Source organism: Cryobacterium sp. TMT1-2-2 (genome assembly GCF_004403505.1).
In the GTDB taxonomy this organism is placed as follows: domain Bacteria; phylum Actinomycetota; class Actinomycetes; order Actinomycetales; family Microbacteriaceae; genus Cryobacterium; species Cryobacterium flavum.
This window is the reverse complement of sequence record NZ_SOGS01000026.1, coordinates 1-13734: the sequence shown is the minus strand read 5'-3', so window position 1 is coordinate 13734 and position 13734 is coordinate 1. Positions and strand designations below refer to the sequence as shown.

The window sequence follows — 13734 nt, the reverse complement described above, 5'->3', positions numbered from 1 at the left end:
TGCACCTCTCGTCTGGCAGATGCCAGAGCACCGACCTGGTCGGCGGCTAAGGCAATGCTAGTTGGTCAGTTGGCACGCCCGCTGGCAACGGGCACAGCCTCCTGCAACTCGCTCGACGAACCGTCGAGCTCAATGACCCCATAGTCCCAGCCCTTGCGGCGGTAGACCACGCTGGGACGCTTCGTCTCGATGTCCTGGAACAGGTAGAAGTCATGGCCGACGAGCTCCATGAAGTAGAGGGCATCGTCGACGGACATGGGAGCAGCCGCGAACACCTTGCGACGGATGACGACGGGGCAGTATTCCTCCTCGGCGGAGGCTTCTGGGGCATCCGCTTGCACAATCGGGATCGCGCCGGTGCGCACCCGCTCGAGCGTTTCGGGGTTGGCGGGGGTGATGTCGATGACGCTGAATCCCACAGCGGATGCCTCGTGCAGCGAGGTAGGACGGTGGGCCCCGCCGCGGTGCACCTTCTTGCGGTCTTTGGCGCGACGAACGCGTTCGAGCAGACGACCCAGCGCCACGTCGAAGGCGGCGTACTTGTCGGAACCGTCTGCTTCGGCCCGCACCAGCGGACCTTTGCCGATCAGGGTGAGTTCGACCCGGTCGTTGCCGACGGCAGCGCCGTTCTTCTCGTGGTGGCGGCTGACCTTAATCTCGAGCGCGACGGCCTTCTCGGCGAGGAGGGCAATTTTCTCGGCCTTCTCCGTCGCGTAATCCCGGAAGCGATCAGTGATCCCAAGGTTGCGTCCGACGATGTTAGTTTCCATGACGACCTCCAGTTTGGCGGACCGCCCGACAACTGGGCGATCATTACGCGCCTTTGTCTCCACCGTAGCCGTGACGGTCAGATAAGTCACAGTATTTATCCATCAGTTTGCCTAAGGAGGGTTGTGCGCGGGGAGCAGACGCCGTGTTTCCGCCAGTGCGGCCAGACCGACGACGATACCGCCCGCAGCGAACACGGCACGCCGCGCCTCGAGCAGGGTCGCGCCGGTCGTCACAACGTCGTCGACGAGGATCACCGACACCCCGTCGAGCGGATGCCGGGCGACAAGACTGTTGTTCTTGTTCGAGGCCCTCGCCGCCCGGCCGAGGCCCACCTGGTCGAGGGCCTCGGTGCGCTGCACGAGCACCGTGGATGAGTGCAAGCCGGCCCGGCGCAGCAGGGCGTCGACCGGGTGGTAGCCGCGTACGCGCCAGGCCAGGCGGGACGACGGAATGGTGACCAGGTGGATGTCGCGCGGGCTCCCGGGCTGATTCGGCTCGGTCAGGTTTGGCACGGCGACGAGCGCGGCCACGATGGCCGCTCGCAGCGGCGCGGCGAGCGCGGCGGCGGCATCCGTTCGACCGCCGTCTTTGTAGGCGGCGATCACGTGGCGGGCAGGACCCGCATAGGTCAGAGCGGCCCAGATGAGGGCGTCGTCGCGGGTGACCGCGTGCACGGCGGGCGCCAGCGCCAGCCGGCAGCTCGCGCACAGGGCACGGTCGACGGCACCGCAGCCGCTGCACTCGGTCGGCAGCAGCGTGGCCCAGGCGTCGCGGCCGGCGGCGGCCAGTCGATCGCGCAGCTGTCTACTCATGGCCTCAGTGTGCCGCGGGATGACGGTGGGGACTGTGCGACCTCGCCAGCGGTGCACAAACGGGCCTGGACGCCCGCTGGGGAGGAGAAGCTAGCCGCCGAGGCCTTGCTGGGTGGCGAGCAGGGTCACGTCTCCGATGCGGGCCTGCCAGCCCGCTCCGCGTTGCACCTCGAGGCTGCCGGTGTCGGTGAGGGCTCGCAGGTCGCGCACCGAGTTGCTGCCGACGATGAACCGGCTGCTGACCGGGGATTCCAAAACGGTACTGACGCCGCCGATCTGTTGGGCGACGATGCGGGTCTCGCCACTGGGCAGCAGGCTGAGCGATGCGACGGTCAACTCGTTGATCCAGGTGGCGCCCTGGCCGACCCCGCCGCCCGATGCCAGCAGCACGGGCGCGCCGATGCCGGTCGGCACAACGCCGGTGCGAATGATGGAGGCGACCACGAATCGGGTCTCGGAACCGGTGCCGAGCAGCGCGATCAGTCGGGCGCCGTCTCTGGACACCTTCAGCGACGAGATCGACGTGGCCTCCGGCCATGGCGTCGGCAGTACGGTCGCCTCCCCCGACGGGCCATAGACGACCAGTGCGCTCGGATCGTTGGCCGGCACTGACCAGACGAAGCGGTCGTTGTCGATCGAGGGTGCGAGCAGTCCGGCACGCGTATCGAGCAATTGGGGGTCGTCGCCGGCCCGCACGAGGTAGACGCCGTCGCTGGCCAGTACAGCAGCCGATCCCTGCCCCGAAGCGAGCGTCACCGCGGTCGGGGCCAGCTGGGCGATGGCGTCAGACAAACCGTCGAGCGGGGTGACGCTCTGCCCGGTCGCGGCGAGAAAACCGAACTCGTCGCCGCGCAGCACGAGCGCCCTGGCATCCACGCGCGGATCCACGAGCGGAGCGCCGGACTCCAGATCAGTGATGGCCTGGGAGTTCTGGTCGATGGTGATTTCGACGGTCAGGCCCGTCGGCAGGCTCGCCGCCAGTTGGGCCTTCATACGCTGCAGGGTCTGCCGATCGGCGTTGAGGGCTTCGCTGTTCAGGTCGACCATGGCCTGCCGCCCGACGACCTGCACGGCGTCGGCGGTGAGCTTGGAGCCTTCCGGAAACGCCGTGGCCACGGCGCCGGTCAGCCAGGCGCTCGGTCCGTTCAGGACGGCATTGACCAGTTTGGTCGGAGCGGATGCCCCGCGCGGAAACCAGCGCAGGTCCGGCACCAGAAACCGAAATCCCGGGTCGTAGAAGTAGACCGGCTGGGCGCTGAACACGTCATTGAAGGTGTTCTCATCGATCACGGTGCCGTTCGGGGCCGCGCTGATGCGCCACTGGCCGCCGATCTGCGCAAATTCGTAGCGCAACGGTACCGGGCTCGCGTCGACCTCGCGGTATTCCCCGGACTGGTCTACTTCGGCGATCGGTGTGACGGCCACGAGGGTGGTGGCGTCGTCGATGACGGTCAGGGTGCGCCCTGAACCGTTGTCGACGGTGACGCCCGCAGTAGGATCCCAACTGGATTGAAACGCCGGAGCCAGAAACTGGCGGGCGATGTCGTAGTTGTTCTCCGGGCTGGAGGAGGCGTCGATGAATCCGCGCAGGATGGACTCGATCGAAGCATCCTTTTGCGGTAGTGCGGGCAGAAAGACCGGCGCCGGATTGTCGTCGGGCGCGATGTCATTGCCGGCGTGCACCACGCCGTCGCGCGGTATGCCGGTGCAGCCGCCGAGACCGACGGCGAGACTGACCGCTACGAGCAGCGCCGGAACGACGCGCCAGGCTGAACTGCGACTACTCATGCTGGCCCCCGCCGATTCCGGGCACATGCCCGATTTCGCCCAGCGCGGCCGTGGCGTCGTCGGGCGGCAGCGGGATCGGGGACGATTCGAGCATGGCGCCGGCCGTGCGCGGCAGAGTCAGTCGAAAACACGACCCGTCGCCGGGGCTCGACCAGACCTGCAGCCAGCCGTTGTGTATGCTCGCGTCTTCGCGCGAGATGGCCAGCCCCAGTCCGGTCCCGCCGATCGTGCGTTGGCGTGAGGGATCAGCACGCCAAAACCGGTCGAACACGTGCGCGACCTCGGCCTGGCTCATGCCGAGCCCGTAGTCACGCACGGCGAGCGCCACCGCGTTCGCGTCGCTGTCGACCGAGACCACGACGGGTTTGCCCTCACCGTGCTCGATGGCGTTGCCGATGAGGTTGTGCAGCACCCGACGGATGCGCCGCGGATCGACGTCGGCGTTCAGGTACCCGCCGGGGGCGAGAAGTCGCAGGTCGCTGCCCTTGGTCTCGGCGAGGGAGCGGAGGCTGTCGATGGCATCCTCGGCGAGGTAGACCAGATTGGTCGGTTCACTTTCCAGCTCCACCGACCCGGCGTCGTAGCGGCTGATTTCGAGAAGGTCGCTCAGCAGCAGCTCAAACCGTTCGACCTGGGTGTGCAGCAGCTCGGCGGTGCGGCCGGTGGCCGGCGGAAAAGTCGCCCGCTGGTCGTACAGTACATCGCCGGCCAAGCGGATGGTCGTGAGCGGCGTTCGCAATTCGTGCGAGACATCCGATACAAAGCGTTGCTGCACTTCGGACAGGTCGGCGAGCTCACGAATCTGGCTCTGCAGGCTGTCGGCCATACCGTTGAACGAACGGGCAAGCGTGGCGATGACGTCTTCACCCTTCTCGGGAATGCGCACTTCCAGGTCACCGGAGGCCAGCTTCTGGCTCGTCTCGGCGGCCACGCGCAGCGGCGTGACGACGAAGCGCACGACGATCCACGATACGGCCCCGATCAGCAGCACGAGGGTGACACCGGCCACTCCGAGGGTCTGCTGTACGAACAGGAGCGTCGCTTCGGCATCCTGCAGGCTGTACGCGATGTACAGCTCGTAGCGGCCGGCCACCGGAACCGTGATCTGCGACCCGACCACGATGCCGGGAATGGTCGTGGCATCCTCACCGGTCAGGGTGACCGACTGCCAGAACTGATCGCCGTCGTTGGCCTGCACCTCGGTGCGCAGGTCGGTGCCGATCACACCGGTGGATTGCCCGAACGTCGAGGAGTCGAGCGGCGCGACGGTCGACGGATCCTGCCCAGGCACCCGCAGCACGGCGACCAGCCGGCTCGAGGAGGCGGCCGAGATCGAGGTGCGGGCCGAACTGAGCAGGTTCTGCACCTGCACCCGGTCGGTGGCATCGGAGGAATCGAACAGGCTCTGCGCGGAGCTGGTGGCACGGTCGGATTCGAGCAGCACCTGGCTGAGTCGTGATTGAAACAGGTCGTTGCCGATGCTGACCGACATGTAGACGCCCACCACCAGAATCGCCAGCCCGGACAGCGCGACCGAGATCGTCACCGTACGAAATTGCAGGGAGGAACGCCACGACGCGCGCACCAGCCTCGGCCAGTTACGCGGCCTGCTCCAATAGGTCAGCTGGGGCACGGTTTGAGAAACCGTTTCTGCGGGAAGCGCCGGGCGCACATGGGCGGTCGTAGTTCTCTAGCTGACCGTGCCGGCGCGATAGCCGACACCGCGCACCGTCATGACGATCTTCGGATTGTCGGGGTCATGCTCGACCTTGGCGCGCAGCCGCTGCACGTGCACGTTCACCAGCCGGGTGTCCGCCTTGTAGTGGTAGCCCCAGACCTGTTCCAGCAGCATCTCGCGGGTGAAAACCTGCTGGGGTTTGGACGCCAGGGCGAGCAGTAGGTCGAATTCGAGCGGGGTCAGATTGATCGAGGCCGTTCCGCGGGTGACTTCGTGGCCGACCGCGTTCACCACGAGGTCACCGATGTGCAGGGCGAGGGCACCGTCGGCGGCGGGCGGGCGCAGGCGCGTGCGAATGCGGGCGACCAATTCCTTGGGGTTGAACGGCTTCACCATGTAGTCGTCGGCGCCGGACTCGAGACCCTTGACCACGTCGGTGGTGTCGGACCGCGCGGTGAGCATGATGATCGGGACCCCCGATTCTGCGCGGATCAGCCGACACACTTCGATCCCGTCGAGGCCGGGCAGCATGAGGTCGAGCAATACCAGGTCGGGCTTCTCGGTGCGAAACGTCTCGAGGGCGAGGGACCCATCGGCGCAGAACCCCGGATTGAAGCCTTCGCCGTGCAAAACGATGCCGATCATCTCGGACAGGGCGGTATCGTCATCGATAACCAAAATTCGTGCAGTCATGGGTCTCTTTCCAGAACGTCAGTCACGTGTGTTCTGATGTGGTTCGCTCAGCAGATTGCCCGATGAGTACGGCAAAGTCTGGCATAAGAGTAGCTGAGCGCGCTGACAGAGTGCCTCTGAGCGCATTTCTTGATCGACCTGTGCCAGCATTGAATGGTGACAGACCCCTGGCAAGCCCCCGACGCCCCCGTTGCACCGCGCTACGGGGAGTTTGCGCCGCCCGTTTCGCCCGATCAGAGCGCGCCGCATCCGTACGGTTCGTACCCGGGCGGCCCGTACCCGGACGGCGCCCCCGGCCAGGGCTGGGCGCCCCCGCCCAAGCCGGGGCTGATTCCACTGAGACCGATCGGATTCGGTACGCTGCTCGGCGCGTCGTTCCAGGTCTTGCGCCGCAATCCGAAGGCAACCTTCGGCAGCGGTCTGATCGTGCAGGCCGCGATCATGCTCATCACCGTGGTCATTGTCGGGCTCGTCACGTTCTGGGCCATCGACCGCATCGACAGCGCCCCGCTCGACCAAAAGGATGCCGTCACCGCCGGCTCGTTACTGGCCGGCGCGCTGTCCGCCATCATCCCGATCGCCCTGTCACTCATCGCTTCGGCCCTGCTGCAGGCCGTCATCGTGCTCGAAGTGGCCCGCGCGACCCTCGGCGAGAAACTACGGCTCGGCGCACTGTGGCGCACAGCGGCGACCCGTCTCTGGCCGCTGGTGCTGTGGACCGTGCTGTTGACCGTGGCACTCTTCATCGGCGTGGCCGTGATCGCCGGCATTGTCGTGGCGCTGATCAGCGTCGGCGGTACCGCCGGATTCGTGGCCGGCGTTCTGGTCGGCATCTTCGGCGGCCTGCTGCTCGCGGCCGTGAGCGCGTTCCTGTATGCCAAAACCAGTGTCGTGCCGAGCCTGATCGTGCTGGAGAAACTGGGCGTGCGGGCATCCGTTGTTCGATCGTGGTCACTCACTCGCGGCTACTTCTGGCGCACCCTGGGCGTACTGCTGCTAATCGGCCTGATCGTGCAGGTGATCACCCAGATCATCACCACGCCCGTATCACTGCTCATGGGAATCGGCGCGTCGCTGATCGACCCGAACGGGGCATTCACCGACGAGACGACCTACATCATCACCGCCCTCAGCCTGATCATCGCTATCCCGGTGGCCGCAGTGGCGGCCGTCGTGCAGTCGGCGGCCATAGCGCTGATCTACCTCGACCTGCGCATGCGCAAGGAGGGGCTCGACCTCGAGCTGGCGCGCTACGTGGAATCGGCGGCGCAGGGCGGCGATGTTCCCGACCCGTATCTGGTACCGACCGCTCCCGGCACGGGGTATCCGGCGGCATGACCGCTCTGGGCCTGGCGCAGCTCGGATCGCTGGTTGACCGCATCACGTTCGGCGTGCCGCGTGATGTACCGGTGGTTCCCGACGCGCCAGAGGCCCGCCAGTGGCTTCGCGAGGAACTCGCCAAAGCCCCGTACGCCGCCGCCCGGCCCACCTGGTTCGACCGGGCGTCCCAGGCCTTTTTGGACTGGCTCCAGTCCCTGACCATCAGCGGCGACGGCAATTTGAAAGACTGGCTGCCGATTGTCGCGGTCGTGCTGGTGCTCGCGGCGCTTGTGGCCGGCTGGCTGCTGTTCGGCGCCCCCAGGCTGGCCAGGCGACGCCGCGCCGTTCTCGACCTGTTCGGCACGATCGACCAGCGCAGCAGCGCCGAGATGCGCACGGCCGCCGAGGCAACGGCGAGCTCAGGCGACTGGAGCCTGGCCTGCGAGGAAATTTTTCGCGCCCTGGCCCGCGGCCTCGCCGAACGCACGGTGCTCGTTGTCTCGCCCGGCACGACCGCGCACGATTTCGCCGCCCGAGCCCGGCAGGCCTTTCCGGCGCATGGCCCGGCCCTGGCTCTCGCCGCCGATACCTTCGACCGGGTGCGCTATCTGGAGCAGGCCGGCACCGAGCCCGACTATCGCGCTCTGGCCGCGCTCGAGGCCGAGTTGCGCTCTGCGATGCCCGTCGTGCTGGCCCCGCTGGCCGAGGCGGGTCGGTCATGAGCGCGACGCTGACGTCTCCAGAGGATGCCGCTGCGCCCGGCGCCCGCGCCGGTGGTGGCCCTGCGAGCGCCACGACCGTGGCAACGCCGACCCTGCGCGCGCTGCTTCGCCGCTCCTCGTTCTGGGTGATCGCCGCTGCCTGCATACTGGCCATCGCCATCATCGCCGTGCTCGTCTCGGGTGGCAGCCAGGCGGCCGGCCGGGCACTGGCCGGGGACAACGCGGCTCCGGCCGGGTCGATGGCCCTGGTCGAAGTGCTTCGCCAGCAGGGCGTCACCGTGACTCTGGCCGGTTCCCTGGCCGAGGTGCGCGGAGCGGTCGGCGCGGATTCCACCGTGCTGCTCTATGACGAGAACAGCTACCTCGACCAGTCACAGCTAAGCGAACTCGGCGACGTCGCCGCGCGCACGGTGGTCGTTGCACCGGATTTCTTGGCCCTGCAGTCGCTGGCGCCCACCGTGGGCTTCGGCGGTGTCTCCGATGCGGAGACACTGACGGCCGACTGCTCGGTTCCGGCCGCAAGCCGGGCCGGGGAGCTGGTGCCGGGAGGCGACACCCTGTCGATTCCGCAGGGCGAGCATCCGCTGGTCACCGGCTGCTTTCCGAGCGGCACCGACACCTTCTCGCTGGTGCAGGTGCAGAACGAACTAACCGGCGGGCTCGTCTCGCTTGTGCCCGACCCGCGCGTGTTCAACAACGAGAACGTGACCGGCTACGGCAATGCGGCGTTCGCCCTCGGCCTGCTCGGGCCGAGCGACTCGCTGGTCTGGTACCTGCCGACCCTGGCCGACCTGCCCCGCACGGGGCCACCCTCACTCGCCGAGCTGACGCCCGGCTGGGTCACCCCGGTGCTCGTGCTGCTCGCGCTCGTCGGCGTCGCCGCTGCCCTCTGGCGCGGCCGGCGCTTCGGGCCGCTCGTAGCCGAAAATCTGCCGGTAACGGTGAAGGCGAGCGAGACCATGGAGGGTCGCGCCCGACTCTATGCGCGCAGCAACGCCCGCCTGCGGGCGATCGACGCCCTGCGCGTGGGCTCCGTGCAACGCCTGGCCCGAACCGTCGGCCTCGGCCGGCTCGCCCACCTGGACGAGGTCATCGGCACGGTGGTGCTTCTCACCGGCCGCGCCCCCGACGAGGTTCGCCGGGTTCTCGTGGGGGCGATCCCCGTCTCCGATGCCCAGCTGATGGAGCTCGGAGGCGCCCTGCAGGCCCTCGAAACGGCGACCAGCCAGGCCGTGCGGGCCGGGGCTCCGGCATCCGCTTCTTCTGAAATCTTCACCCCTCCAGCCGAGAGAATGGACCCATGACGACTCCCACTGATCAGATCGACACCGCGCCGACCAACGCAGCGGATGCCGCCGCGCTGCGGGCCGCCCTCAACCGGGTGCGCACCGAGGTCGGCAAGGCCGTCGTCGGGCAGGACGGCGCGGTCACCGGGCTGATCATCGCGCTGCTCGCGCGCGGCCACGTGCTGCTCGAGGGCGTGCCGGGCGTAGCGAAAACCTTGCTCGTGCGCACCCTCAGCCACGCACTCAGTCTCGACACCAAACGAATCCAGTTCACGCCCGACCTGATGCCCGGCGACGTGACCGGGTCGCTCATTTACGACGCCAAGGCCGGCGAATTCGAGTTTCGGCAGGGGCCGGTATTCACGAACATCTGCCTCGCCGACGAGATCAACCGCACGCCGCCGAAGACGCAGTCCGCGCTGCTCGAGGCGATGGAGGAGCGTCAGGTCAGCGTCGACGGCGAGTCGCTGAAGCTGCCAGAGCCGTTCATCGTGGCGGCGACCATGAACCCGATCGAATACGAGGGCACTTATACGCTGCCCGAGGCACAGCTCGACCGGTTTCTGCTCAAGCTCGTGCTCGAAGTGCCTCAGCGGGTCGATGAGATCGAGGTGCTGCGCCGCCACGCGGCCGGCTTCAACCCGCGCGATCTGGCCGCTGCCGGTGTGAGCGCGGTTCTCGGCGCGGCCGAACTCGCCGCGGCGCAGGATGCCGTCGCTCGGGTCGGGTCGAGCGCCGATGTGCTCGCCTACATCGTGGACCTGGCCCGCGCCACCCGCACGAGCCCCTCGGTCAAGCTCGGGGTCAGCCCTCGCGGCACGACCGCCCTGCTCGCCGCTACCAAGGCGTGGGCCTGGCTGAGCGGCTACGACTCGATCACCCCCGACCACGTGCAGGCCATGGCGCTGCCGGTCTGGCGGCACCGTGTGCAGCTGCGCCCCGAAGCCGAACTCGAAGGCGTCTCGGTCGATGCGATTCTGCGCGGAGTGCTGCAGCAGGTTCAGGTTCCGATCTAACGATGACGCTCAGCGGACGGTTCGTTCTTCTCCTCGCCCTCGGCGCGGTGCCCATCGTGCTGTTCGGGCCCTCCGTGGAGGCGGCGGCCGGCGTGCTCGCCCTCTGGCTGATCTTCGTGCTTCTGCTCGGCAGCCTCGACCTGGCGCTGGCCGCGTCGCCGCGCGCCGTTTCGGTCGAACGGATGCTGCCCGCCCGCGTTCGCCTCGGCGAATCGGCCACGAGCGAGTTGTACCTGACGAATACCGGTCGTCGGCGCCTGAACGCCGTGGTGCGGGATGCCTGGCAGCCGTCGGCGGGTGCCGGCCTCGTGCGCGGCCGGGTGGTGATTCCGCGCGGCGAACGGCGCCTGGTCTCGCTGACGCTCACTCCGTTTCGGCGGGGGGAGCGCCGGGTCGAACAGGTGACGGTGCGCTCCCTGGGGCCGCTGGGTTTGTGGAACCGTCAGGCGACACTGAACGCGCCGGGGCGCATCCGGGTTCTGCCGCCGTTTCACGCCCGCAAACACCTGCCCTCCCGCATCGCACGACTCAAGGAGCTCGACGGACGCACGAGTGTGATGGTGCGCGGGCAGGGCACCGAGTTCGACTCGCTGCGCGAATATGTGCGCGGTGACGATGTGCGCTCGATCGACTGGCGGGCCACGGCCCGGCGGGCCGACGTCATGGTGCGCACCTGGCGGCCGGAGCGCGACCGTCGGGTCGTGATTCTGCTCGACACCGGCCGCACGTCCGCAGCCCGCGTCGACAACGAGCCCCGGCTGGACACCGCCTTCGAGGCGGCTCTGCTGCTGGCAGCCCTCACCTCGGTGGCCGGCGACCGGGTGGACTTTCTCGCCTTCGACCGCCGGGTGCGCGGCCGGGTGCAGGGCGCGACCGGCGCGGCGCTGCTGTCGCAGATGGTCGATTCCATGGCGCTGATCGACCCGGAGCTCATCGAAATGGACTGGGCGGCCGTTCCCGGCCAGGTGCGCGCGGTCACGAGCCAGCATGCCCTGGTCGTGCTCCTCACCTCCATCGACGCTGCGGGAGCGTCGACCGGGCTGCTGTCGGTGCTGCCGCAGCTCACCAAGCGGCACACGGTGGTCGTGGCCTCCGTGCTCGACCCAGCTACCGTGCTCGCGGCGGCCACCCGCGGCGGACGCGACGAGATCTACCGCGCGGCGGCCGCTGAGCGGGCCCTGCTCGACGTGGCGCGCGTGTCGGCCGCCATCCGCCAGCTGGGAGCGGATGTCGTCACCGCCTCCCCCGCGCAGCTTCCGCCCGCCCTGGCTGACCGCTACATCGCGCTGAAGGCGGCCGGGCGGCTCTGACTCACGCGCTGTAAATGCGCGTACTCCCCGCTTCGAACTCACTGAGGTCGCCGGTTTCTCCGGCCCTGCTTGCGCGCCCGCCGACCACGATCATGTAAAACAGGAACGCGCCGAGCGCCACCGCTCCGATGCCGATCTTGATCGGCCACGGCCAGGGCTGCGAGGTGACGAAGCCCTCAATAATGCCCGACACCAACAGCACGAACACCAGTCCGATCGCCACGGTGAACAGTGCTCGGCCGTCTTCGGCGAGTGCCTGACCTCGGGTACGTGCGCCGGGGGCGATCCAGGCCCAGAAGATGAGCAGTCCGCCGGCAGCCGCAACGAAGATCGCCGTGAGCTCGAGCAGCCCGTGCGGAGCAATGTAGAGAAAGAACACGTCGCCCTTGTCGTAGGCGAACATGATGGCGGCCGTGGTGCCGAGGTTCATGGCGTTCTGCAGAATGATGAATGGCACGTAGACCCCGGTGATGCCGAAGGCGATGCACTGCGCGGCGATCCAGGCGTTGTTGGTCGAGACGAACCCGGCGAAGGAGGCCGCCGGGTTCGCGGAGTAATACCCCACGAAGTCCTCGTTGGCCAGTTGCGCGAGTTGCGCCTCTGTTCCCAGGTTGGCCAAGACCCTTGGATCGTTGTAGGCCCACACGGCGTACAGTCCAGCGACGACGACCGTGACCACGGCGACCGCGAGGGTGAGCCAGCGAAGCCGATATAGGGCCGCGGGGAGCTGGGCAACGAAAAACCGGGGAAGCTGCGCCAACACATTGACACTCACGCCGGTGAAGCGCAGCCGGGCGCGGGACAGGCCGACCGACAGCCGGTCACCTTCCAGGGTAGAGCCGGCGGTCGATTTGATCGCGGAGAGCTGAGTGGCCCCGGCCTGATATCGCTCGATCAGCTCATCCGACTGGGCACCGGACAGACCCCGCCGGGCACCGAGCTCGGTCAGGCGGTCCCAGTCGGCGCGGTGCGCGGCCGTATATGCGTCGAGATCCATCTGGTTCAATAGTAGACATGAAGGAGACCGCGCGTCCCACCGACCGTGCCGCTGATTTTGAGCGTGACGATGAACTCGTCACCGGTGAGGCGGTCGCGCTCGACGTGCGGCCGGCCAGCGTCATCCTCCGCGGTGCCGGTGCGATCATCGACGCGATCGCCTATCTGGCCCTGTACCTGCTCATTCTTCTGGGCTTCTATCTGAGTTTCGCGGTCTATACCGACGCCGCGCTCACCCAGGCACTGAACGTTGTTGCCCTCGTCTTCTCGCTGGTGGTCGTGCCGGTCCTGGTCGAAACCCTCACGCACGGCCGCTCGCTCGGCAAGTTCGCCATCGGCGCCCGCATCGTACGAGACGACGGTGGAGCGATCTCCCTGCGTCACGCGTTCATTCGCGCCCTGACCGGCGTGCTCGAGATCATCATGACCGTCGGAGGTCTCGCCGCCATCACAGCCCTGCTCAATGGGCGTTCCAAGCGCCTCGGCGACCTGCTGGCCGGTACCTACAGCCAGCACGAACGTGTGCAGCGCAATAAAGAGGTCCCGCGGCCCCTACCCGACGCCTTGCTGCCCTGGTCGCAGACGGTCGATATCGCGCGCCTGCCCGACCGCCTCGCCCGTCGTGTCGCCCAGTACCTGCGCCAGTCGTCCCATCTGACCCCCGCGACCCGCGAACATCTGGCTCAGTCCCTCGCCGCCGAGGTCGCCCCCTTCGTCTATCCTCTGCCCGACGCTCCGGCCGAGTACTTCCTCGTCGGCGTGGCCGCCGTGCGCCGCGAACGTGAGTACACCGCCCTCGTCCTCGAGCGCGAGCGTCTGGCCCGGCTCGCGCCGATCCTGACCGGCCTCCCCCACGGCTTCCCCAACCGCTAGCTAAACAGCGGAGGGCACGCCTTCTCCTGTTCCGTCCTGAGAGCCAAGCAAAAGCCGCGGGATATAGCACGCGGATGGTGGATCTCAGAGACAGCCACAGAACCGCAAGCGCCTATTGCCCGCTGCGCGTTGCCCATCGCCAAACGCCGGCTCTCACCACCGCTGCAGCACGTCGCAGCTCGCACAGCGTCTACGTTGTGGGCGGGGTGTCGGGGTATTCGCGGGGTGCCGAGTTCGAGTGTTTGAGCTGAGCAGCGGATGCGCCGTCACCCCGCAGGCGTACGGCCCGGGTCTTGAGAACGCTACTGAACGCGGCCGAAAGAGACCGGCTTAACGAAAACAGGGCCACCCGTGGGTGGCCTGTTAACGCAGGAAAGCCATCCCCGGAGGGATGGCTTTTCTGGTGTTTCTAAGTTAAGTCCGGCGGTGTCCTACTCTCCCACAGGGTCCCCCCTGCAGTACCATCGGC

The 13734-nt window shown here is 67.8% G+C and carries 12 protein-coding genes; 6 read left to right on the top strand and 6 right to left on the bottom strand.

Features of this window, described 5'->3' with window-relative positions; translation table 11 throughout:
* Positions 1 to 65: 65 nt before the first annotated feature.
* From hpf to mtrA, 5 genes are all read right to left on the bottom strand, one after another.
* A complete protein-coding gene (gene hpf / locus E3T35_RS16620) occupies positions 66 to 770 on the bottom strand; it encodes a ribosome hibernation-promoting factor, HPF/YfiA family (protein WP_104089423.1) in 705 nt (234 codons plus the stop codon).
* 111 nt (positions 771 to 881) lie between these two features.
* Positions 882 to 1583, bottom strand: a complete 702-nt coding sequence (locus tag E3T35_RS16615; protein WP_134380149.1) for a ComF family protein — start codon at positions 1581 to 1583, stop codon at positions 882 to 884.
* A 90-nt stretch (positions 1584 to 1673) separates the two neighbouring features.
* Complete coding sequence (locus E3T35_RS16610) at positions 1674 to 3371, bottom strand: LpqB family beta-propeller domain-containing protein (protein ID WP_166789996.1); 1698 nt, start codon at positions 3369 to 3371, stop codon at positions 1674 to 1676.
* Positions 3364 to 5004, bottom strand: a complete 1641-nt coding sequence (gene mtrB / locus E3T35_RS16605) for an MtrAB system histidine kinase MtrB (protein ID WP_174776427.1) — start codon at positions 5002 to 5004, stop codon at positions 3364 to 3366. The genes E3T35_RS16610 and mtrB overlap by 8 nt, the downstream gene beginning before the upstream one ends.
* 57 nt (positions 5005 to 5061) lie before the next feature.
* A complete protein-coding gene (gene mtrA / locus E3T35_RS16600) occupies positions 5062 to 5742 on the bottom strand; it encodes an MtrAB system response regulator MtrA (protein ID WP_134380147.1) in 681 nt (226 codons plus the stop codon).
* 156 nt (positions 5743 to 5898) lie between these two features.
* On the opposite strand from mtrA, the gene E3T35_RS16595 reads away from it, so the two are divergent.
* The 5 genes from E3T35_RS16595 to E3T35_RS16575 are packed head-to-tail and all read left to right on the top strand — an operon-like array spanning position 5899 to position 11396.
* Positions 5899 to 7080, top strand: a complete 1182-nt coding sequence (locus tag E3T35_RS16595; protein WP_134380145.1) for a hypothetical protein — start codon at positions 5899 to 5901, stop codon at positions 7078 to 7080.
* Entirely contained in the window at positions 7077 to 7784 is a 708-nt protein-coding gene (locus E3T35_RS16590) for a DUF4129 domain-containing protein (RefSeq protein ID WP_134380143.1), read from the top strand. The genes E3T35_RS16595 and E3T35_RS16590 overlap by 4 nt, the downstream gene beginning before the upstream one ends.
* Positions 7781 to 9088: a DUF4350 domain-containing protein gene (locus tag E3T35_RS16585; protein ID WP_134380141.1), complete on the top strand. Its 1308-nt coding sequence runs from the start codon at positions 7781 to 7783 to the stop codon at positions 9086 to 9088. The genes E3T35_RS16590 and E3T35_RS16585 overlap by 4 nt, the downstream gene beginning before the upstream one ends.
* Positions 9085 to 10086 carry a MoxR family ATPase gene (locus E3T35_RS16580; RefSeq protein ID WP_134380139.1) on the top strand — a complete coding sequence of 334 codons (1002 nt, stop codon included), beginning with the start codon at positions 9085 to 9087 and terminating at the stop codon, positions 10084 to 10086. Before E3T35_RS16585 ends, E3T35_RS16580 begins: the two co-directional genes overlap by 4 nt.
* Positions 10087 to 10088: 2 nt before the next feature.
* Positions 10089 to 11396 (top strand): DUF58 domain-containing protein, encoded by a 1308-nt coding sequence (locus tag E3T35_RS16575; protein WP_134346191.1) that lies wholly within the window; start codon positions 10089 to 10091, stop codon positions 11394 to 11396.
* A 1-nt stretch (position 11397) separates the two neighbouring features.
* Here E3T35_RS16575 and E3T35_RS16570 read toward each other — a convergent pair whose 3' ends face one another.
* Entirely contained in the window at positions 11398 to 12393 is a 996-nt protein-coding gene (locus E3T35_RS16570; protein ID WP_092340539.1) for a stage II sporulation protein M, read from the bottom strand.
* A gap of 17 nt (positions 12394 to 12410) precedes the next feature.
* Here E3T35_RS16570 and E3T35_RS16565 point away from each other — a divergent pair, with 17 nt between their 5' ends.
* The gene (locus tag E3T35_RS16565; RefSeq protein ID WP_134380137.1) at positions 12411 to 13265 is read left to right on the top strand and encodes an RDD family protein; all 855 of its coding nucleotides are present in this window, start codon (positions 12411 to 12413) and stop codon (positions 13263 to 13265) included.
* Positions 13266 to 13734 lie beyond the last annotated feature (469 nt).

Coding starts and splice junctions, on each gene's coding strand:
- E3T35_RS16610 (WP_166789996.1), bottom strand. CDS start 3,371: ATGAGTAGTCGCAGTTCAGCCTGGCGCGTCGTTCCGGCGCTGCTCGTA.
- E3T35_RS16615 (WP_134380149.1), bottom strand. CDS start 1,583: ATGAGTAGACAGCTGCGCGATCGACTGGCCGCCGCCGGCCGCGACGCC.
- mtrA (WP_134380147.1), bottom strand. CDS start 5,742: ATGACTGCACGAATTTTGGTTATCGATGACGATACCGCCCTGTCCGAG.
- hpf (WP_104089423.1), bottom strand. CDS start 770: ATGGAAACTAACATCGTCGGACGCAACCTTGGGATCACTGATCGCTTC.
- E3T35_RS16575 (WP_134346191.1), top strand. CDS start 10,089: ATGACGCTCAGCGGACGGTTCGTTCTTCTCCTCGCCCTCGGCGCGGTG.
- E3T35_RS16570 (WP_092340539.1), bottom strand. CDS start 12,393: ATGGATCTCGACGCATATACGGCCGCGCACCGCGCCGACTGGGACCGC.
- E3T35_RS16580 (WP_134380139.1), top strand. CDS start 9,085: ATGACGACTCCCACTGATCAGATCGACACCGCGCCGACCAACGCAGCG.
- E3T35_RS16565 (WP_134380137.1), top strand. CDS start 12,411: ATGAAGGAGACCGCGCGTCCCACCGACCGTGCCGCTGATTTTGAGCGT.
- E3T35_RS16590 (WP_134380143.1), top strand. CDS start 7,077: ATGACCGCTCTGGGCCTGGCGCAGCTCGGATCGCTGGTTGACCGCATC.
- E3T35_RS16585 (WP_134380141.1), top strand. CDS start 7,781: ATGAGCGCGACGCTGACGTCTCCAGAGGATGCCGCTGCGCCCGGCGCC.